Source organism: Ralstonia sp. TCR112 (genome assembly GCF_007997035.1).
Lineage (GTDB): Bacteria > Pseudomonadota > Gammaproteobacteria > Burkholderiales > Burkholderiaceae > Ralstonia > Ralstonia edaphi.
Window position 1 is genome coordinate 1 of record NZ_VOSS01000014.1, and the last position, 17049, is coordinate 17049.

The following is a 17049-nucleotide window of genomic DNA, read 5'->3' on the forward strand; positions in this document are numbered from 1 at the left end:
GCCGACGCCCCGCAGTTTGCCGATGGCCTGGCCGAGAACGTCGCCGAGCAGGCCCTGGCCGTTGCCGGCAACTACAGCCACATCCTGGCGCCCGCCACCGCCTACGGCAAGAACATCCTGCCGCGCGTGGCCGCCAAGCTGGACGTGGCCCAGCTGTCCGACATCACCAAGGTCGACGGCCCGGACACCTTCGAGCGCCCGATCTATGCCGGCAACGCGATTGCCACCGTGCAATCGACCGACAAGGTGAAGGTGATCACCGTGCGCGGCACGGCATTCGACCCCGCTGCCGCCACCGGTGGCTCGGCTGCAACCGAAAGCCTGACCGCCGTGGCTGACGCCGGCATCTCGCAATTCGTCTCGCGCGAAGTGACGAAGAGCGACCGCCCGGAACTGACCGCCGCGAAGATCATCGTGTCGGGTGGCCGCGGCGTGGGCTCGGGCGAGAACTACACCAAGGTGCTGACGCCGCTGGCCGACAAGCTGGGCGCAGCGCTGGGCGCCTCGCGTGCCGCAGTGGACGCCGGCTTCGTGCCCAACGACTACCAGGTCGGCCAGACCGGCAAGATCGTCGCGCCGCAGCTGTACATCGCCGTGGGTATCTCGGGCGCGATCCAGCACTTGGCCGGCATGAAGGATTCGAAGGTGATCGTGGCGATCAACAAGGATCCGGAAGCGCCGATCTTCCAGGTGGCGGACTACGGCCTCGTGGGCGACCTGAACGCCGTCGTGCCGGAGCTGGTGACCGCACTGGGCTGATTTCACCGTGCGGCGTGCCTTGGTTAAGGTGCGCCGCAATGCCCGCGCAAAGCCGTTTCCGACCTGTTTGGAAACGGCTTTTTTATACGCAAGCGCCATCAGGAGAGCGCGTCACGACCCGATGCGGCGCTGTCCTGATCGCGCTTAACGAGAGTTGGAGAGAGACATGACCTATCAAGCCCCCGTCAAGGACATGCTGTTCGTGATGAACGAGCTGGCCGGCCTGGACAACGTCGCCAAGCTGCCCGGCTTTGAAGACGCCACCGCTGACACGGCGCAGGCCGTGCTGGAAGAAAGCGCGCGCTTTACCGGTGAAGTCGTTGCGCCGCTGAATGTGGAAGGCGACCGTAACCCGAGCAGCTGGAAGGACGGCGTCGTCACGGCCACCACGGGCTTCAAGGAGGCGTTCGCGCAATTCGGCCGAGGCGGCTGGCAGGGCGTGCAGCATCCGGTGGAATATGGCGGCCAGGGCTTGCCGAAGCTGATCGCCACGGCGTGTATCGAAATGCTGAACGCGGCGAACCTGTCGTTCGCGCTGTGCCCGTTGCTCACGGATGGCGCCATTGAGGCGTTGTTGACGGCTGGCACCGAAGAGCAGAAACAGCTTTTCGTCCCCAAGCTCATCTCGGGCGAATGGACGGGCACGATGAACCTGACCGAACCCCAGGCGGGCTCCGACCTGGCACTTGTGCGCACGCGCGCTGAGCCCGTGGGCGACGGCACGTTCAAGATCTTCGGCACGAAGATCTTCATCACCTGGGGCGAGCACGACATGGCCGAGAACATCGTCCACCTCGTGCTGGCGCGCACGCCTGGCGCACCGGAAGGCGTGAAAGGGATCTCGCTGTTTGTGGTGCCGAAGTTCATGGTCAATGCAGATGGTTCGCTGGGCGCGCGCAACGATGCGCACTGCGTGTCGATCGAACACAAGCTTGGCATCAAGGCGAGCCCGACGGCCGTGCTGCAGTTTGGCGATCACGGCGGCGCGATCGGGACGCTGGTCGGCGAAGAAAATCGCGGCCTGGAATACATGTTCATCATGATGAACGCGGCGCGTTATGCGGTGGGCATGCAGGGCATTGGCGTGTCGGAGCGCGCGTACCAAAAGGCCGTGGCCTATGCGCGCGAGCGTGTGCAGAGCCGCCCGGTGGATGGCTCTGCTGCCAAGGCCGTGCCGATCATTCACCACCCGGACGTCAAGCGCATGCTGCTGACGATGCGCGCCATGACGGAAGGCGCGCGTGCGCTGGCCTACGTGGCTGCCGCAGCCTGCGATGCCGGCCATCACGCTGCCGACGAAGCTGCACGCAAGCAGAACGCAGCGCTGTACGAATTCCTGGTGCCGATCGTGAAGGGCTGGAGCACCGAGATGTCGATCGACGTGACGAGCCTGGGCGTGCAGGTGCACGGCGGCATGGGCTTTATCGAAGAGACGGGCGCCGCGCAGTTCTATCGTGACGCGCGCATCCTGCCGATCTACGAAGGCACCACGGCCATCCAAGCCAACGACCTGATCGGCCGCAAAACGGTGCGTGACGGTGGCGCGGTGGCGTTGGGCATCTGCGCGGAAATCGCCAAGGTGGAAGCGGCCCTGGCGGCGAAGGGCGGTGCGCATTGCGACGCGATGCGTGCGCGTCTGGCGGCGGGCCGCGAGGCGCTGGAATCGGTGGTGCGGTTTGTGGTCGAGCAGACCAAGGCGCAGCCGAACGCCGTGTTTGCGGGCAGCGTGCCTTATCTGCGGCTGTGCGGCATCGTGCTGTCGGGCTGGCAGATGGCGCGTGCGCTGCTGGTGGCCATCGACCGCGAAAGCGAAGATCCGAACTTCTACGGCGCGAAGATCGCCACAGCGCGCGTGTTTGCAGACGTGTTGCTCACGCAGGCGCCGGGTATCGCACAGTCGATCCTGACCGGCGGCGAGACGATCGGCGCGGTGCCGGAAGTGCAGTTCTAAGCGGCGTCAGCGGGACAAAGAAAAAGGGAGGCTTCGGCCTCCCTTTTTCATTGCATGCAGCGCAGGCGATCAGGCCAGCGCAGGCTTGGTTGCGGGCATCGGCGTGCCGCCCAGATAGCGATACACCGAGAGGTCATCCGCGCGATGGCAGGTGAGCGCCCCGACACCAGATCCGACAGCAGCTTGCCCGAGCCGCATGCCATGGTCCAACCCAGCGTGCCGTGACCTGTGTTGAGCCACAGGCCGCGCACGGGCGTCTGACCAACGATCGGCGTGCCGTCCGGCGTCATCGGGCGCAGGCCGGTCCAGAACGACGCGCGCGACACATCACCGGCACCCGGGAACAGATCGTTGACCACGAACTCCAGCGTCTTGCGCTTGCCCGGGTCGAGGCGCTTGTCGTAGCCGACGATCTGCGCCATGCCGCCCACGCGGATGCGGTCGTCAAAGCGCGTCACGGCCACTTTGTAGGTCTCGTCCAGGATGGTCGACACGGGGCTCTTCTCCGCATCCGTCATCGGTACGGTGATCGAGAAACCCTTGAGCGGGTAGACCGGCACGTTCACCAGGTTCTTCAGGAACGGCGTGCTGTAGCTGCCCAGCGCCACGACCACAAGGTCGGCGTCGATCGGCTGGCCGTCGACGAGCGCGCCGCGGACGGCGTCGTTCTTGAAGGTGAGGCTGTTGATCGTGCTGTTGAAACGGAAGCGCACGCCGAGCTTTTCTGCCATCGCGGCCAGGCGCGTGGTGAAGAGCTGGCAGTCGCCCGTTTCGTCGTTGGGTAGGCGCAAGCCACCGGCCAGCTTGTGGCGGGTCGAGGCGAGGCCCGGTTCACTGCGCACGAGGTCTCGCGCGAAAGCAGTTCGTACGGCACGCCGGCGCGCTCGAGCACGGCGATGTCGTTCGCGGCGCCGTCGAGCTGTTGCTGGGTGCGGAAGATTTGCAGCGTGCCTTGCTGGCGGCCTTCGTAGGCAATGCCGGTGTCGGCGCGCAACTCGCGGATGCAGTCGCGGCTGTATTCAGCCAGGCGGACCATGCGCTCCTTGTTCTGCGCATAGCTGGCAGCGTCGCAGTTGCGCAGCATCTGCCACATCCATTTGAGCTGGAAGAGGGTGCCGTCCGGGCGGATGGAAAGCGGCGCGTGCTGCTGGAACATCCACTTGATGGCCTTCAGCGGCACACCCGGCGCGGCCCACGGCGACGCGTACCCCGGCGAGATCTGGCCAGCATTGGCGAAGCTCGTCTCCAGTGCCGGACCCGCTTCGCGGTCGACGACGGTGACTTCATGCCGCGCGGGCCAGGTAGTAGGCGCTGCTGACGCCGATCACGCCGCTGCCAAGAACGAGCACGCGCATGGTGATACTCCCCGGGGATGCATTTGCGATAGATGTCGCTATCGTATTCGTACAACACCAGCAATTGTTTCTGTATATTTAATGGAAACAGAAACAATTTCGATTTTGAGGCGTTTTCGACCATGCGAACCCAGCGCAAGCCCGTCCGGGCCCTCGATAAGCTCGACCGGCGCATTCTCGACCTGCTGCAAAAGGACGGGCGCCTGTCGATGAAGGAACTGTCCGAGGCAGTCGGCCTGACCATTACGCCGTGCATCGAGCGGGTCAAGCGCCTGGAGCGCGAGGGCTTCATCCTCGGCTACTACGCGCGGCTCAATCCGGCCATGCTGGGCGCGTCGCTGCTGGTGTTTGTGGAGATCAGCCTGGGCAGCAAATCCGGCAACATGTTCGAGCAGTTTCGCCGCGAGGTGCTGCGCATCCCTGAAGTGCTGGAGTGCCACCTCGTCTCCGGCGATTTCGACTACCTCATCAAGGCACGCATTCGCGAGATGAGCGAATACCGGCGCTTGCTGGGCGACATCCTGCTCCAGCTGCCCGGCGCAGTGCAGTCCAAGAGTTACATCGTGATGGAAGAGATCAAGGAGACGCTCGCCATCGACGTCACGGAAGAGGGCGCATGACGTAGCGTTGTCACGCAAACGCCTTACGCTGGCCGGCATCTTCATCGCCCACACCGGAGCCTACATGTCCGACCAGCCGATCTTCAAGCCGACCCGCCGCACGCTGATCAAGGGTCTTGTTTCCGCCAGCGGTACCGCGCTGCTGGGCTCGCGTATTGGCGACGTGCTTGCCCAGGGCGTCGCGCCGGCTGCAGTGACGTCCGAGCGCCTGCGTCCGCAAGTGCCGGGCGGCGTGATGAGCGGTGATATCACGGCTGACAGCGCCATCGTCTGGAGCCGCACCGATCGTCCGGCACGCATGCTGGTCGAATACTCGACGGACGCCGCCTTCAAGACCGTCGCGCGTCGCGTTGGCCCAGCGGCGCTTGAAAGCAACGGCCTGACAGCCCGCGTCGATCTGACCTGCCTGCCTGCCGGCGCAGATCTGTTCTACCGCGTGCGCTTCCAGGACCTCGTGCACGATAAGGTCTTCAGCGAGCCGGTTGCCGGTCGCTTTCGCACGGCGCCCGTCCAGGCCAATCGCCCGATCTGCTTCGTCTTCTCCGGCGACGAGGCCGGCCAGGGCTGGGGTATCAACGAGCGTTTCGGCGGCTATCGTCTGTACGAAGCGATGCGCCGTGAATCGCCCGACTTTTTCATCCACTCCGGCGATCAGATCTATGCCGACGGCCCGATCCAGGCCGAGGTGAAACTGCCCGACGGCTCGCTGTGGACCAATCTCGTTACCGAGGCCAAGTCGCACGTTGCACAGACGCTCGACGACTACCGCGGCGCGTTCGCCTACAACCAGCTCGACAGGAACAAGCGCGCGTTTTCGGCCGAGGTGCCGTTCCTCGTGCAGTGGGACGATCACGAAGTGCGCAACAACTGGTACCCCGGCCAGCAGATCGGCCCGGAAGAGAAGCGCTATCAGGAGCGCAGCGCATCGCTGCTGGCGGCCCGCGCGAAGCAGGCGATGTTCGAGTACAACCCGTTTCGCTTCAATCCGGTCGACCCAGAGCAGATTTACCGCGCGTTCCAGTACGGCCCGCTGCTCGACGTGTTCATGCTCGACGAACGGAGCTATCGCGGGCGCAATTCGCCGAACCGCCAGACCCGGCTGGATGCCGATTCGGCCTTCCTCGGTCCGGCACAGGCGGCGTGGCTGAAGCAATCGCTCAAGCAGTCGAAGGCGACGTGGAAGGTGATTGCGAGCGACATGCCGATCTCGCTAGTCGTGCCGGATCTGAACCCCGATGTGCCCAAGGGCACCTACGAAGCGTGGGCGAATGCGGATGACGGTGCGCCCTCGGGACGCGAACTGGAACTGGCCGAGATCCTGCGTTTCATCAAGCAGGAAAACATCCAGAACGTGGTGTGGGTGACGGCTGACGTCCACTACGCGCAGGCGACGTACTACCACCCGTCGCGCGCCAAATTCACGGAGTTCAAACCGTTCTGGGAGTTCGTCGGCGGGCCGATCAACGCCGGCACGTTCGGGCCGAACGAAGTGGACCAGACTTTTGGGCCGGACGTGCGCTACGTCAGCATTCCCAAGGACAATCCGCAGAACCAGTCGCCCGCGGCGCTGCAGCAGTATTACGGCCGAGCCACGATCGACCCGGCCACGCGCACGATGCATGTATCGCTGCACGATCTCGAGGGCAAATCGCTCTGGGAAGTGAAGCTCGATCCCGAGGCGTAGCCGGCGTCACCCACAGCGCGGTAGGAGCGGATGCGATAGGATCAGCAAGCCCCCCCGCATCCACTCTGTTCCGCTGTGTCCGATATGTCCGACCGTCACGTCCCCCGCAAGGGACGCGGCGCCACTTCCAATCTGCAAGGCCGCTTCGAGCGCGACGAACGCACGCGAGTCGATGACGGCTGGCAACCGCTTGTCGGGCATCTCGATGCGGATGAGGCGCCGCCGCGCATCGAGACCTGCGTCTCCATCGAGCGTGCTCGCTCGATCCTGAGCCACAACCAGTCGCCGGATATTCCGTTTGGGGTGTCGCTCAATCCGTACCGCGGCTGCGAGCATGGTTGCGTGTATTGCTTTGCGCGACCGACGCATGCGTATCTGGAGTTGTCGCCCGGGCTGGACTTCGAGACCAAGCTGTTCGCCAAGACCAATGCCGCCGAGGTGCTGCGCGAAACGCTGGCCAAACCCAGCTACCGCTGCGAAGCGATTGCGCTGGGCGTGAACACCGATGCGTACCAGCCGATCGAGCGCGAACTGCGCATCACGCGCGATGTGCTGCAGGTGCTGCACGATTGCGATCACCCCGTCGGGCTCATCACCAAGTCGAGCTTGATTGAGCGCGACATCGATCTGCTCGCCCCGATGGCTGCGAAGAACCTTGTCGTAGCCGCCGTCACGATTACCACGCTCGACGCCGATCTTGCGCGCAAGCTCGAGCCCCGGGCCGCCACGCCATCGCGACGCCTGCGCACGATCCGCACGCTGGCCGACGCTGGTATTCCGGTGGGTGTCAGCGTCGCTCCGATGATTCCCTTCGTCACCGACGACCACATGGAGCAGATTCTGGAAGCTGCGCGCGAGGCGGGGGCCACGTACGCGAGCTACATCGTGCTGCGCTTGCCAAATGAGCTGAACGCGGTGTTTCAGGATTGGCTGATGGCGCATTTTCCCGACCGCGCGCAACGCGTGATGAACCGCGTCCGCGATCTGCACGGCGGGCAGGACTACAAGGCGGATTTCGCCACGCGCATGCGCGGCACCGGCATCTGGGCCGACTTATTGCGGCAGCGTTTCTACAAGGCCGCCGACAGGCTCGGCTTCAGCTACCACCGCTACAACGAGCGGGTGCTCGACACCTCGCAGTTCAAGCCGCCTGCGCGCGCCGTCAAACCGCGAAAGCCCGTCGACGAGCGCCAGGGCAGTTTGTTCTGACTACTGCGACAGCTCTTTCGCTGCCTGCACCTGCGTTTCGAAATACGTCTGGAAGGTGATGGCGAGGCCGGCCATCAGCAGGCCGGTGCCAATCATCAGCGTGAGGATGCTGAGCAGTACGACCGGCCAGCCCGAATGGGTGGGCGTGCCGTCGGCATTGAATTGCGCGTCCCATTTCTCGTCGGGGCGGAGGCCGTAGACGAGCGCCGAGAGATAGCCCGCGAGCACCGAGGATCCGCCGATCACCGCGCAGACCCAGCCCGGGACGCTCGCGCGCTGCGTCGTCCACAGCAGCGCCACGCCTACCACACCGAGCACCGTGGCAAAGACCTGGGACCATGCCCAGAAATCGCGTCCGCCCTTGAGATAGAAACGATGCGCGCCCACGCTTCCGAACAGGAAGGCGAGCAGCACGGTCAGCAGCTTGGATTTTTTTTGGAGAGCGGTCGTAGACATAGCGGGCGGCGAACACACGGCAAGACAACACAGCGCCGCGCATTCTACGCCCAACGTCAACCGCGGCGCAGCCAAACGGCGGCGCCGGGAGCGCGTCTTGAAGACGCATCAGCAACTTGGGGAAGCGGCCGTCAGGTTGGCCGGAGGCGCGCAACGCTGCGTAGCGTTAGCGGCGGGAGAGGCAGGGTCACTAAATCGGAACCGGACGCAGCGACGGCACGCTCATCGAAACCGTCGAATCTTGCTGCAGTCGAGGCGCTTGGTCGCGCAGGCTGACTTCGCCGTAGAGCAACTGAGCCAGCATCAGCATAAAGGCTGTGGTCCAGACCAGACCGAGGATAAGCCGCACATGGCGGTGAAGAGGGAATGACATTGAAGCACCTGTTGTCGTTGTGATTGGTGATGCCCTGTGCACACCGGGCGTGTGCACAGGGCATCCAATACGACTCAGGCGTCCGCTGGCAAGTTCCGTGATGTGAAATGCGCCGACGTGCGGCTCAGCCCCGGCGCGAGCCCCGCCAGTTACCTTGGTCGCCGTTCCCTCGTTCCTGACGCATGCGTTCCTGCTGCTGCCAGTCCCCTCGGCCGCCGCCGTCACGCGGTTGAATCCGGCCATTGAGGCGATCGTCGGCCCGGGCGCGCGCTTCCATCCGTTCCATTTGCGCGCGGATGCGGGCGGCCTGCTCGCCCCGGCTGTCAGCGAAGAATTGCGCCACCAGCGGACGCTCCTGCGGCCTGGTCTGTGCCGCGTGCGTCCATTCGGGCATGGTGGATTCTGCGAAGGCGACGGCGGTTTGACGCGCCGATGCGTTGGCAGCCACAGCGCCCGCAGAGGCGACGATCAGAACGCCTGCCGCCAAGGTGCGAAGCAATGCGCGGATCGGCATGGCTATCTCCTGTCGGGCAAGGATTCGAAAGTGCCACGCGCCGCGTGCTTCTGGCATGTGCAAGGGAGATCGGCAGCGCGTGTTCATGCCTGTCAATGTAAGGCTTCACTCAGCGGGCATCCACTGTCCGAACGTTACCCATGTAACGAGATGTTTCGTGCACGCTTTGCCTGGGCGTTGGGCGACGTAGAGGTCATTTCCCGGTGTAGTGGATGCGATACACCGCGCCGGCCGAGTCGTCGGAAACCAGCAAGCTGCCGTCGGGCGCCACGAGCACATCTGTTGGGCGTCCCCAAGCTTGCTCGCCTCGTAACCAGCCGTGAACGAATGGTTCCTGCTTCGTCACATTGCCGGCGGCGTCCAACACGACGCGCATGACGCGATAGCCGACTTTCGATGATCGGTTCCACGAGCCGTGCTCGGCGATGAAGATGTTGTTCCGGTACTCCGCCGGAAAACTGCTGCCTGTATAGAAGCGCATGCCTAGCGCCGCCACGTGCGCCCCGAGCTTCGCGGCGGGTGGGGCGTAGTTGCGGCACGAATGCCCCGCGCCAAACTCCGGGTCCGGAATGTCGCCCGCGTGGCAGAACGGGTAGCCGAAGTGCGGATTCGGTTGGGTAATGCGATTCAGTTCGTCGTCTGGCACATCGTCGCCCATGAGGTCGCGGCCGTTGTCCGTGAACCACAATTCGTGCGTGCTCGGATGCCAGTCGAAGCCGACCGTGTTGCGGATGCCGCGCGCCACGAGTTCCAGCCCGCTTCCGTCGGCGTTCATGCGCATGAGGTTGGCGTACCGGTTTTCATCGGGGCGGCAGATATTGCAGGGTGCGCCTACCGGCACATACAGCCTACCGTCCGGGCCGAACGCGATGAATTTCCATCCGTGATGCGTCTCCGTCGGCAGCTTGTCATTGACGACAACGGGCTGCGGCGGCTTCTCGATCTTGCGGTCGATGCCGTCGAGCCGCACGACGCGCGAAACCGCCGATACATAAAGGCTTCCGTCGCGCCACGCCACCCCAACGGGGAGTTCCAGTCCCGATGCCACCACATGGATTGGCGCGTTTGCCGTCTGCAACCGCATCGCGTAGACCTTGCCCGCGCGACTCCCCACATACAGAATGCCGGCCGGAGATAGCGCCATTTCGCGCGCTGCCGGCATCGCGTCAGTGAGGACTTCGACCTGAAAGCCCGGCGGTACCCGGAGCGACTCGATGGGAAGCTTGGCGAGCGCCGCCGGCCCCGTGCCAAGCCAAGCTGCGACCACAACGGCCACCTTCACGTACCGCCGAAGCCACGCCCGCCATGGGCTGCACACCTTCGCCGGGCCTAAGTGTTTGTTTGGTCGGAGAAATTGCGCTATACTTGCGTGTTTCTCTGTACGCATACCCAGTTTTTCAAGGAAAAGATCCATGGTCGTGATCCGTCTGGCCCGCGGTGGCTCCAAGAAGCGCCCGTTCTTCAATATCGTTGCGACCGACTCGCGTAACCGCCGTGATGGCCGTTTCATCGAGCGCGTCGGTTTCTACAACCCGCTCGCCGGTGAAGGCGAAGAAGGTCTGCGCATCGTGCAAGACCGCCTGACCTACTGGGAAGGCGTGGGCGCGCAGCTGTCGCCGACGGTTGCCCGTCTGGTGAAGCAAAGCGCCAAGAAGGCTGCTGCCTAAGTTTTAGCATGCGTCGATCGACGGTGCCGTCCGAGCACATCCTGCTGTGACGCGCGCTGGATCGACACGGCCCGGTCCCGTGGCTGTTGCAACGCAGGCAATCTCGCAAAAGGTTGCCGAGCGGCTGCAAGCCATGCGCCCGGGCACGGGCTCCAATCCGACGCTCCCCGACGATCTCATCGAGGTGGGCTATGTGGGTGGGGCCTACGGTATTCGTGGCTGGATCAAGGTCCAGTTGCACGGCGACGCCGATGCGCTGCTGAATGCCCGCACCTGGTGGCTCAAGCCTGCTTCCGGGCCGGCGACGTCGGCGGACTGGCGGGTGTTTCCCGTCGGCACGTCGCGTGAGCACAGCGGCACGGTGGTGGCGGGTTCGCCTGCCGCGCCGGATCGGAATGTCGCGGAAGCATTGCGCGGCTATACCGTGTGGGTCAGCCGGGCCGACTTTCCTGAGCCTGAAGATGACGAGTTTTACTGGGTCGATCTGATCGGCGCCACGGTCGTCAACGAGCAAGAGGAAACGCTTGGCACGGTGGGCGGCCTGATCGACAACGGTGCGCATCAAATTCTGCGTATCGTTGGTGAAGGCGAGGTCGAGCGGCTGGTGCCGTTTGTCGAGGTTTACGTGAAGTCGGTGGATGTGGCAGGCAAGCGCATCGTCGTCGACTGGGGTCTGGATTACTGAACATGCGGCCGGAGAATTCGGCGATGCAGTTCGACGTCGTCTCGCTGTTTCCGGACATGTTCCGGGCGCTGACCGACTGGGGCATCACCAGCCGCGCAGCAAAACAGCAGGTGTACACGTTGCGCACCTGGAACCCGCGCGATTTCACGACGGACAACTACCGCACCGTGGACGATCGCCCGTACGGCGGTGGCCCAGGCATGGTGATGTTGGCGAAGCCGCTGGAAGCTGCACTGGACGCGATTCATAAGGCGCAAGCCCCGGCGGCGTCGCATGTGGTGCTGCTGTCGCCGCAAGGCAAACCGCTGACGCACAAGCGGGTGATGGAGTTGGCGCAGTTGCCGGCGCTCACGTTACTGTGCGGGCGCTACGAAGCGATTGATCAACGTCTGGTCGACCGTCGCGTGGATGAGGAAATCAGCCTTGGCGATTTCGTCCTGTCCGGCGGCGAAATTGCGGCGATGGCGATCATCGACGCCGTGGTGCGGCAGTTGCCAGGTGTGCTGGGCGATGCGCAGTCGGCGGTGCAGGACAGTTTCGTCAACGGTTTGCTCGACTGCCCGCATTACACGCGGCCCGAAGAGTACGAAGGTGTGCGTGTGCCCGATGTCTTGCTGGGTGGCCACCACGCCGAGATCGAGAAGTGGCGCCGCCAGCAGGCGCTGTTGAACACGATGCGCAAGCGGCCCGATCTGGTCGAGGCGGCGCGCAAGCAGGGTTTGTTGTCCCGCAGCGATGAGGTTTTCCTCGCTGCCGCGGCGATAACGGCAAAGGGGTCAGAGGCTTCCAGTCCGGAAGGCTCGGCCAAGTGAAGTTCCCATCCTCTACCGGGGCCGCGGTCTACCGACCGGGCAAAACGCCGGCATGATGGTCAAGGAGAAAAAGATGAATCTCATCGAGCAAATCGAGCAGGAAGAAATCAAGCGCCTGACGGCCAACAAGACGATCCCCCCGTTCGCCCCTGGCGACACCGTGATCGTCAACGTGAACGTCGTTGAAGGCACCCGCAAGCGTGTGCAGGCGTATGAAGGCGTCGTGATTGCCAAGCGCAATCGTGGCCTGAACTCGTCCTTCATCGTTCGCAAGATCTCTTCGGGCGAAGGCGTGGAGCGTACGTTCCAGCTGTACTCGCCGCTGCTGGCCAGCATCGAAGTGAAGCGTCGCGGTGATGTGCGCCGTGCGAAGCTGTACTACCTGCGCGAACGCTCGGGCAAGTCGGCACGCATCAAGGAGAAGCTGACCTTCAAGCGCAAGGAAGCCGCTGCGGAGTAATCTGCGCGCGTTGCGAAAAGGCACCTTCGGGTGCCTTTTTTCTCTTTTGCGGCGGAAGATTGACCACATGTATGTCTTCCGCCCACAACCTTCATTCCCATCCGATGCGCCGTCCCGTGTTCGATCCTGAGCAGTTGCCGGTGGTGCCGACCGAGGCATCGTTGCCGGCGCTTGACGGCTCGCGGCTGACAGCGGAATTCGTGCGCGAGCGGTTGCAGAAGCAGCCCGACTGGCACCCGGAACAAACGGATGAATCCCGCCTGATCGATGCGTCGCTCAAGCTGCGTGAGGCGGCGGTGCTCGTACCGCTCGTGCAGCGCGAGCCGGGGCTGACGGTGCTGCTGACGCAGCGCAATGCGTCGCTTAGCCAACATGCCGGCCAGGTGAGCTTTCCTGGCGGCGGACGTGAAGACTTTGATCGTGACATGGTCGACACGGCACTGCGCGAGACGATGGAAGAGGTTGGCATCAGTGCCGATCACATCGAAGTGATCGGTCGCTTGCCCGACTACATCACCGGGACGGGGTTCCATGTGAGCCCGATTGTCGGATTGCTCGCGCCCGATTTCACGCTGCAGCCGGACCCCAGTGAAGTTGCGGAAGTGTTTGAAGTGCCGCTGGCCTTTTTGATGGACCCGGCCAACCACCAAGTGCGCGAGCTGCGGTGGGAGGACCGTGTGCGTCGTTTCTATGCGATGCCTTACCGGCGAGCTGGGCGGTCGGGCCACGCACCTGACGCCGGCCATCACTTCATCTGGGGCGCGACAGCGGGCATGCTGCGCAACCTGTATCACCTTCTGGCAGCGTAGCGTCGGCGCGAATATGGGCTTCCTGTGCGCTGTTGCGCGCACGCTGTGTGCTATCGTCTTGCACATTGCCCTCACGGCGTGACCCACGCCCTCGCAACGCCCTTCCAATGACTTTTTTCTCCGTACTCTGCGCGCTGATTCTCGAACAGTTTCGTGCGCTCAGCCGGGACAACCCGATCTACGACGTCGTGCGCGCTCTGGCAGCGCGGGCAGAAGAATGGTTCGATACCGGCCATCGTCGCGATGCCGTGCTCGCCTGGTGCGTGGTCACGCTTCCGGCCGTGGTGGTCGTGGCACTGGTGCACTACCTGCTGTCGTCGATCAGCCTCGGGCTGGCGTTCCTGTGGAACGTGCTGATGGTGTACCTGACGCTCGGCTTCCGCCAGTTCAGCCACTACTTCACTGATATCCACGAGGCGTTGCGCAGCGATGACGTCGTCACCGCGCGCCTGCTGCTGAACGAATGGTCGGGACGCGACACCACCGACATGCCTGTCAATGAGATCGTCCGTCACACGCTCGAATGCGCGATCGTGGCGGCGCATCGTCACGTGTTTGGCGTGTTCTTCTGGTTCCTGGTGCCGATCGGGCCGGCGGGTGTTGTGCTGTACCGCGGCGCTGAATACCTCGCTCGCCACTGGAGCGATACGTCGACGGAACGCAGCCCGGCGCTTGGTCTCTTTGCCCGTCAGGCATTTTTCATCATCGACTACGTTCCTGCGCGGCTCACCGCCGTCGGCTTTTCGATCGTCGGTAACTTTGAAGACGCCGTGTATGCCTGGCGCAACCGCGCTGCCAAGTGGAACGACGAAGTGAACGGTATCCTGCTGGCTGCCGGCGGCGGGGCGCTCGGCGTGCGTCTTGGCACGCCTATCCCGCAGCGCGACTCGGCCGACAGCATTGCCGACGAGGATGGCGCCTATCCGATGGAAGTGGGGCAGGAGCCGAACGTGCGTACGCTGCAATCGGCTGTTGGGCTGGTGTGGCGCGCCGTGGTGCTGTGGATGCTGCTGCTGGCGATGTTGTCGATTGCCGTGTGGCTGGGCTGACGCACCAAGCCTAGGCGCCAAATCGATCACTCAAATCAGGCCGCATTCTCGCGGTCTTTACCGCAACGCCAGCACTGTGCGAACTGCGGCTCATGGCTCTCGCCGCAATGTACGCAACGCCATGCCGGCCCGGCCGGCGGGTGTTGCGCCTGATCGAGCAGTACGCGGGCCTGCGCTTCCTGCGCCGGGTTCACCAGCCAAACCTGTGCCGCGCAATCCTGTGGCGGAACGTCACCCGCCACGCTGCTCAAGTAGATGTTGCGGAGCTCAGTGCGAATGCCAGCGGCAGACAGGACGTTCTGCCAGTGTGCCGCCATGCCCAACGATGGACTGCTGATCATCAACTTCATCCCTCCCTCCCTGAGCGTATGGCGAGCCGTTACCAGGGCTTCTGCTGCTCCGATTCGTGCAGCAATTGCGCGTAAAGCTGGTGACGGCGTGGATCGATCTTGCCCTCGGCCATCGCGCCCAGAATGCCACAGCCGGGTTCCTGCAGGTGCCGGCAGTTATAAAAGCGGCAATCGGTGAGGCGTGGACGAAACTCCGGGAAGGCGCGTTCCAGCATCCCTTCGCTGAGGTGATGCAGGCCGAATTCCTGGAAGCCCGGCGAGTCGATCAGTACGCCATCCTGGCCCCATTCTGCCGGGAGGTGATAAAGCCGCGTGAACGTGGTCGTGTGCTTGCCGGAGTCGAGCTTTTCGGAGATCTCGCGCGTTTGCGCGTCCACGCCGGGAATCAGCAGATTCAGCAGCGAGGACTTGCCCATGCCCGATTGCCCGATCAGGATCGAAGCCCGTCCCGCCACGTGTGGTTCAAGCGCGGCATGCGCGGCTTCCGGCGCGCCGTGCACGGTCAGTTCCACGATGGTGTAGCCCAGGTCTCGATAGAGCGCCAGGCGTGAGCGCGCCGTTTCCAGTCGCGCGGTCAGGTCGATCTTGTTGAGCAGAATCAGCGGGGTGATGCCGAGCGATTCTGCGGCGACGAGCGCGCGGCCGAGCAAGTCTTCCGAAAAACTCGGCTCGGTGCCGAGCATGATGATGACCTGATCCAGATTCGCGGCCAGCACCTTCGATTTGAACTGATCGGAGCGATAGAGCAGGTTGCGGCGCTCGTCCACACGCACCACGACGCCTTGGTCGACAGCGGTGGTTTCATAGACCACGCGATCGCCGACGGCGCACTCGCTGCGCTTGCCCCGCGGGAAGCATTGCAGGAAACCGCCCCCTTCGCGTTCGACAAGGTAATGGCGCCCGTGCGCGGCGATGACGAGCCCATGTTCGCCAGTGGCAGCCTGCTTATGGGCGCGGCCCAGTTTGCCGCGCGTCATGCCGCGCGGGCCTGCACGAGGCGCTCCACGCGCTGCGATGCAGTCGGGTGCGAATAGTAGAACGTGGAGTAGACCGGGTCCGGAGTGAGCGTCGATGCGTTGTCCTGGAACAGCTTGACCAGCGCCGAGACAAGTTGATTGGCGTCGGCGTGCTCAGCGGCAAAGGCGTCGGCTTCGTACTCGTCCTTGCGCGACGACAGGCTCGCCAGCGGGGAGACGAAGAACGTGAATACCGGCAGCACCAGGAAAAACAGCATCAGCGCCAGCGCATGGTTGTCGGAGAACAGGTTGGGCGCCACGCCCAGGCCGAGGTAGAACCACGTGCGCGTCATCAGCCAGCCGAGCAGCGCCAGCGCACCGAGGCTCAGCACAAACGTCACAGCGATGCGCTTGGTGATGTGATGGCGCTTGAAATGGCCCAGCTCATGGGCGAGCACCGCTTCCATCTCGGACGGGTTCAGGCGCGCGAGCAGCGTGTCGAAGAAGACGATGCGCTTGGTTGCGCCAAAGCCGCTGAAGTAGGCGTTGCCGTGGGCGCTGCGGCGGCTGCCGTCCATCACGAAGAGGCCCTTGCTGGCGAAGCCGCAGCGCTTGAGCAGGCTTTCGATGCGCGAGCGCATCTCTTCGTCCTGGAGCGGGGTGAACTTGTTGTAGAGCGGCGCGATGACGTTCGGGTAGATGGCCTGAACAAACAGCATGAACGCCATCCACACGACCCAGGTGTACAGCCACCAGTGGGCGCCCATCTTGTTCATCAGCCAGAGCACCGCCAGCAGCAGCGGCAGACCCAGCACGGTACCGATGGCCAGGCCCTTGAGATTGTCGGTCAGCCAAAGCTTGAACGTCATGCGGTTGAAGCCGAAACGCTCTTCGACGACGAACTGCGCATACAGCGAAAACGGTAACTCAATCACGCTGCTGATCGCGATGACCGACGCGATGAGCGCCACGCCATACGCGTAGCCGGGGCCAAACACGCCCAACCAGGCCTGGTTGATCCAGTTCAGCCCGCCGAGCAGCGTCAGCGCGATCAGGAGGGCTGCCTGAACCGGTACTTCGAGCATCGCCAGACGCGTGCGGGCGATGGTGTAGTCGGCTGCCTTGCGGTGCATGTCGAGCGTGATGGACTCGGCAAACTGCGCGGGCACGGCATCGCGGTGACGTGCGACGTGACGGATTTGCCGCGCCGCCAGCCACAGGCGCGTGGCGGACATCAAGACAAGGGCGACCAGGAAGACAACGGTAAAGGCGGGCATGTGGGGAAACACCTATCAGATATGCGAAAATTATAGCCTTCAGTCATTTTCTCAAGGCCCTTG

At 63.8% G+C, this 17049-nt stretch carries 18 protein-coding genes and 1 pseudogene; 11 read left to right on the forward strand and 8 right to left on the reverse strand.

All coding sequences use genetic code 11. The features are described from left to right. The coding region (locus tag FUT88_RS05375) for an electron transfer flavoprotein subunit alpha/FixB family protein (RefSeq protein ID WP_147214129.1) at positions 1–759 on the forward strand (759 nt) is incomplete at its 5' end. Between the two features lie 166 nt (positions 760–925). Further along, positions 926–2710, forward strand: a complete 1785-nt coding sequence (locus tag FUT88_RS05380) for an acyl-CoA dehydrogenase (RefSeq protein WP_147214130.1) — start codon at positions 926–928, stop codon at positions 2708–2710. 69 nt (positions 2711–2779) lie between these two features. Here the strand turns inward: FUT88_RS05380 and FUT88_RS05385 are convergent. After that, positions 2780–4065: pseudogene (locus tag FUT88_RS05385) on the reverse strand (D-amino acid dehydrogenase). Between the two features lie 122 nt (positions 4066–4187). On the opposite strand from FUT88_RS05385, the gene FUT88_RS05390 reads away from it, so the two are divergent. The 3 genes from FUT88_RS05390 to FUT88_RS05400 all read left to right on the forward strand — a co-directional run bounded on the left by FUT88_RS05390 (position 4188) and on the right by FUT88_RS05400 (position 7578). Further along, on the forward strand, positions 4188–4685 hold the full coding sequence (locus FUT88_RS05390; protein ID WP_027677860.1) for an Lrp/AsnC ligand binding domain-containing protein: 498 nt from the start codon (positions 4188–4190) through the stop codon (positions 4683–4685). Between the two features lie 64 nt (positions 4686–4749). Further along, positions 4750–6369, forward strand: a complete 1620-nt coding sequence (locus FUT88_RS05395) for an alkaline phosphatase D family protein (RefSeq protein ID WP_147214237.1) — start codon at positions 4750–4752, stop codon at positions 6367–6369. 84 nt (positions 6370–6453) lie between these two features. After that, the gene (locus tag FUT88_RS05400; RefSeq protein ID WP_147214131.1) at positions 6454–7578 is read left to right on the forward strand and encodes a PA0069 family radical SAM protein; all 1125 of its coding nucleotides are present in this window, start codon (positions 6454–6456) and stop codon (positions 7576–7578) included. On the opposite strand, the gene FUT88_RS05405 is transcribed toward FUT88_RS05400, so the two are convergent. The 4 genes from FUT88_RS05405 to FUT88_RS05420 all read right to left on the reverse strand — a co-directional run bounded on the left by FUT88_RS05405 (position 7579) and on the right by FUT88_RS05420 (position 10188). Beyond that, on the reverse strand, positions 7579–8034 hold the full coding sequence (locus FUT88_RS05405) for an NINE protein (protein WP_147214132.1): 456 nt from the start codon (positions 8032–8034) through the stop codon (positions 7579–7581). Between the two features lie 190 nt (positions 8035–8224). Continuing rightward, on the reverse strand, positions 8225–8407 hold the full coding sequence (locus FUT88_RS05410) for a hypothetical protein (protein ID WP_147214133.1): 183 nt from the start codon (positions 8405–8407) through the stop codon (positions 8225–8227). A 124-nt stretch (positions 8408–8531) separates the two neighbouring features. Further along, positions 8532–8921 (reverse strand): hypothetical protein, encoded by a 390-nt coding sequence (locus FUT88_RS05415; protein WP_147214134.1) that lies wholly within the window; start codon positions 8919–8921, stop codon positions 8532–8534. Between the two features lie 193 nt (positions 8922–9114). Further along, on the reverse strand, positions 9115–10188 hold the full coding sequence (locus FUT88_RS05420) for a PQQ-dependent sugar dehydrogenase (protein ID WP_186829245.1): 1074 nt from the start codon (positions 10186–10188) through the stop codon (positions 9115–9117). Positions 10189–10333: 145 nt separating this feature from the next. On the opposite strand from FUT88_RS05420, the gene rpsP reads away from it, so the two are divergent. The 6 genes from rpsP to FUT88_RS05450 all read left to right on the forward strand — a co-directional run bounded on the left by rpsP (position 10334) and on the right by FUT88_RS05450 (position 14403). Continuing rightward, complete coding sequence (gene rpsP / locus FUT88_RS05425; RefSeq protein ID WP_012761578.1) at positions 10334–10588, forward strand: 30S ribosomal protein S16; 255 nt, start codon at positions 10334–10336, stop codon at positions 10586–10588. 133 nt (positions 10589–10721) lie between these two features. Further along, on the forward strand, positions 10722–11273 hold the full coding sequence (rimM, locus tag FUT88_RS05430) for a ribosome maturation factor RimM (protein WP_147214239.1): 552 nt from the start codon (positions 10722–10724) through the stop codon (positions 11271–11273). Positions 11274–11296: 23 nt separating this feature from the next. Then, the gene (gene trmD, locus FUT88_RS05435; protein WP_147214135.1) at positions 11297–12085 is read left to right on the forward strand and encodes a tRNA (guanosine(37)-N1)-methyltransferase TrmD; all 789 of its coding nucleotides are present in this window, start codon (positions 11297–11299) and stop codon (positions 12083–12085) included. Positions 12086–12158: 73 nt separating this feature from the next. Beyond that, complete coding sequence (rplS, locus tag FUT88_RS05440) at positions 12159–12545, forward strand: 50S ribosomal protein L19 (RefSeq protein ID WP_012761581.1); 387 nt, start codon at positions 12159–12161, stop codon at positions 12543–12545. A gap of 104 nt (positions 12546–12649) precedes the next feature. After that, positions 12650–13354 carry a CoA pyrophosphatase gene (locus FUT88_RS05445; RefSeq protein ID WP_147214136.1) on the forward strand — a complete coding sequence of 235 codons (705 nt, stop codon included), beginning with the start codon at positions 12650–12652 and terminating at the stop codon, positions 13352–13354. 107 nt (positions 13355–13461) lie between these two features. Further along, positions 13462–14403 carry a CobD/CbiB family protein gene (locus FUT88_RS05450; protein WP_147214137.1) on the forward strand — a complete coding sequence of 314 codons (942 nt, stop codon included), beginning with the start codon at positions 13462–13464 and terminating at the stop codon, positions 14401–14403. 35 nt (positions 14404–14438) lie between these two features. Here the strand turns inward: FUT88_RS05450 and FUT88_RS05455 are convergent, their stop codons facing one another. The 3 genes from FUT88_RS05455 to FUT88_RS05465 are packed head-to-tail and all read right to left on the reverse strand — an operon-like array spanning position 14439 to position 16986. Then, positions 14439–14753, reverse strand: coding sequence for a hypothetical protein (locus tag FUT88_RS05455; RefSeq protein WP_147214138.1), 315 nt, complete (start codon positions 14751–14753; stop codon positions 14439–14441). Positions 14754–14782: 29 nt separating this feature from the next. Beyond that, entirely contained in the window at positions 14783–15730 is a 948-nt protein-coding gene (rsgA, locus tag FUT88_RS05460; RefSeq protein WP_147214139.1) for a ribosome small subunit-dependent GTPase A, read from the reverse strand. Further along, complete coding sequence (locus FUT88_RS05465) at positions 15727–16986, reverse strand: M48 family metallopeptidase (protein ID WP_147214140.1); 1260 nt, start codon at positions 16984–16986, stop codon at positions 15727–15729. Before FUT88_RS05465 ends, rsgA begins: the two co-directional genes overlap by 4 nt. Positions 16987–17049 lie beyond the last annotated feature (63 nt).

Bases quoted from the DNA above. Each gene is read 5' to 3' on its own strand.
- FUT88_RS05405 (WP_147214132.1), bottom strand. From the start codon at position 8,034: ATGTCTACGACCGCTCTCCAAAAAAAATCCAAGCTGCTGACCGTGCTG.
- rpsP (WP_012761578.1), top strand. From the start codon at position 10,334: ATGGTCGTGATCCGTCTGGCCCGCGGTGGCTCCAAGAAGCGCCCGTTC.
- FUT88_RS05400 (WP_147214131.1), top strand. From the start codon at position 6,454: ATGTCCGACCGTCACGTCCCCCGCAAGGGACGCGGCGCCACTTCCAAT.
- trmD (WP_147214135.1), top strand. From the start codon at position 11,297: ATGCAGTTCGACGTCGTCTCGCTGTTTCCGGACATGTTCCGGGCGCTG.
- FUT88_RS05465 (WP_147214140.1), bottom strand. From the start codon at position 16,986: ATGCCCGCCTTTACCGTTGTCTTCCTGGTCGCCCTTGTCTTGATGTCC.
- FUT88_RS05415 (WP_147214134.1), bottom strand. From the start codon at position 8,921: ATGCCGATCCGCGCATTGCTTCGCACCTTGGCGGCAGGCGTTCTGATC.
- rimM (WP_147214239.1), top strand. From the start codon at position 10,722: ATGCGCCCGGGCACGGGCTCCAATCCGACGCTCCCCGACGATCTCATC.
- rplS (WP_012761581.1), top strand. From the start codon at position 12,159: ATGAATCTCATCGAGCAAATCGAGCAGGAAGAAATCAAGCGCCTGACG.
- FUT88_RS05455 (WP_147214138.1), bottom strand. From the start codon at position 14,753: ATGAAGTTGATGATCAGCAGTCCATCGTTGGGCATGGCGGCACACTGG.
- FUT88_RS05380 (WP_147214130.1), top strand. From the start codon at position 926: ATGACCTATCAAGCCCCCGTCAAGGACATGCTGTTCGTGATGAACGAG.
- FUT88_RS05395 (WP_147214237.1), top strand. From the start codon at position 4,750: ATGTCCGACCAGCCGATCTTCAAGCCGACCCGCCGCACGCTGATCAAG.
- FUT88_RS05445 (WP_147214136.1), top strand. From the start codon at position 12,650: ATGCGCCGTCCCGTGTTCGATCCTGAGCAGTTGCCGGTGGTGCCGACC.
- rsgA (WP_147214139.1), bottom strand. From the start codon at position 15,730: ATGACGCGCGGCAAACTGGGCCGCGCCCATAAGCAGGCTGCCACTGGC.
- FUT88_RS05450 (WP_147214137.1), top strand. From the start codon at position 13,462: ATGACTTTTTTCTCCGTACTCTGCGCGCTGATTCTCGAACAGTTTCGT.
- FUT88_RS05410 (WP_147214133.1), bottom strand. From the start codon at position 8,407: ATGTCATTCCCTCTTCACCGCCATGTGCGGCTTATCCTCGGTCTGGTC.
- FUT88_RS05390 (WP_027677860.1), top strand. From the start codon at position 4,188: ATGCGAACCCAGCGCAAGCCCGTCCGGGCCCTCGATAAGCTCGACCGG.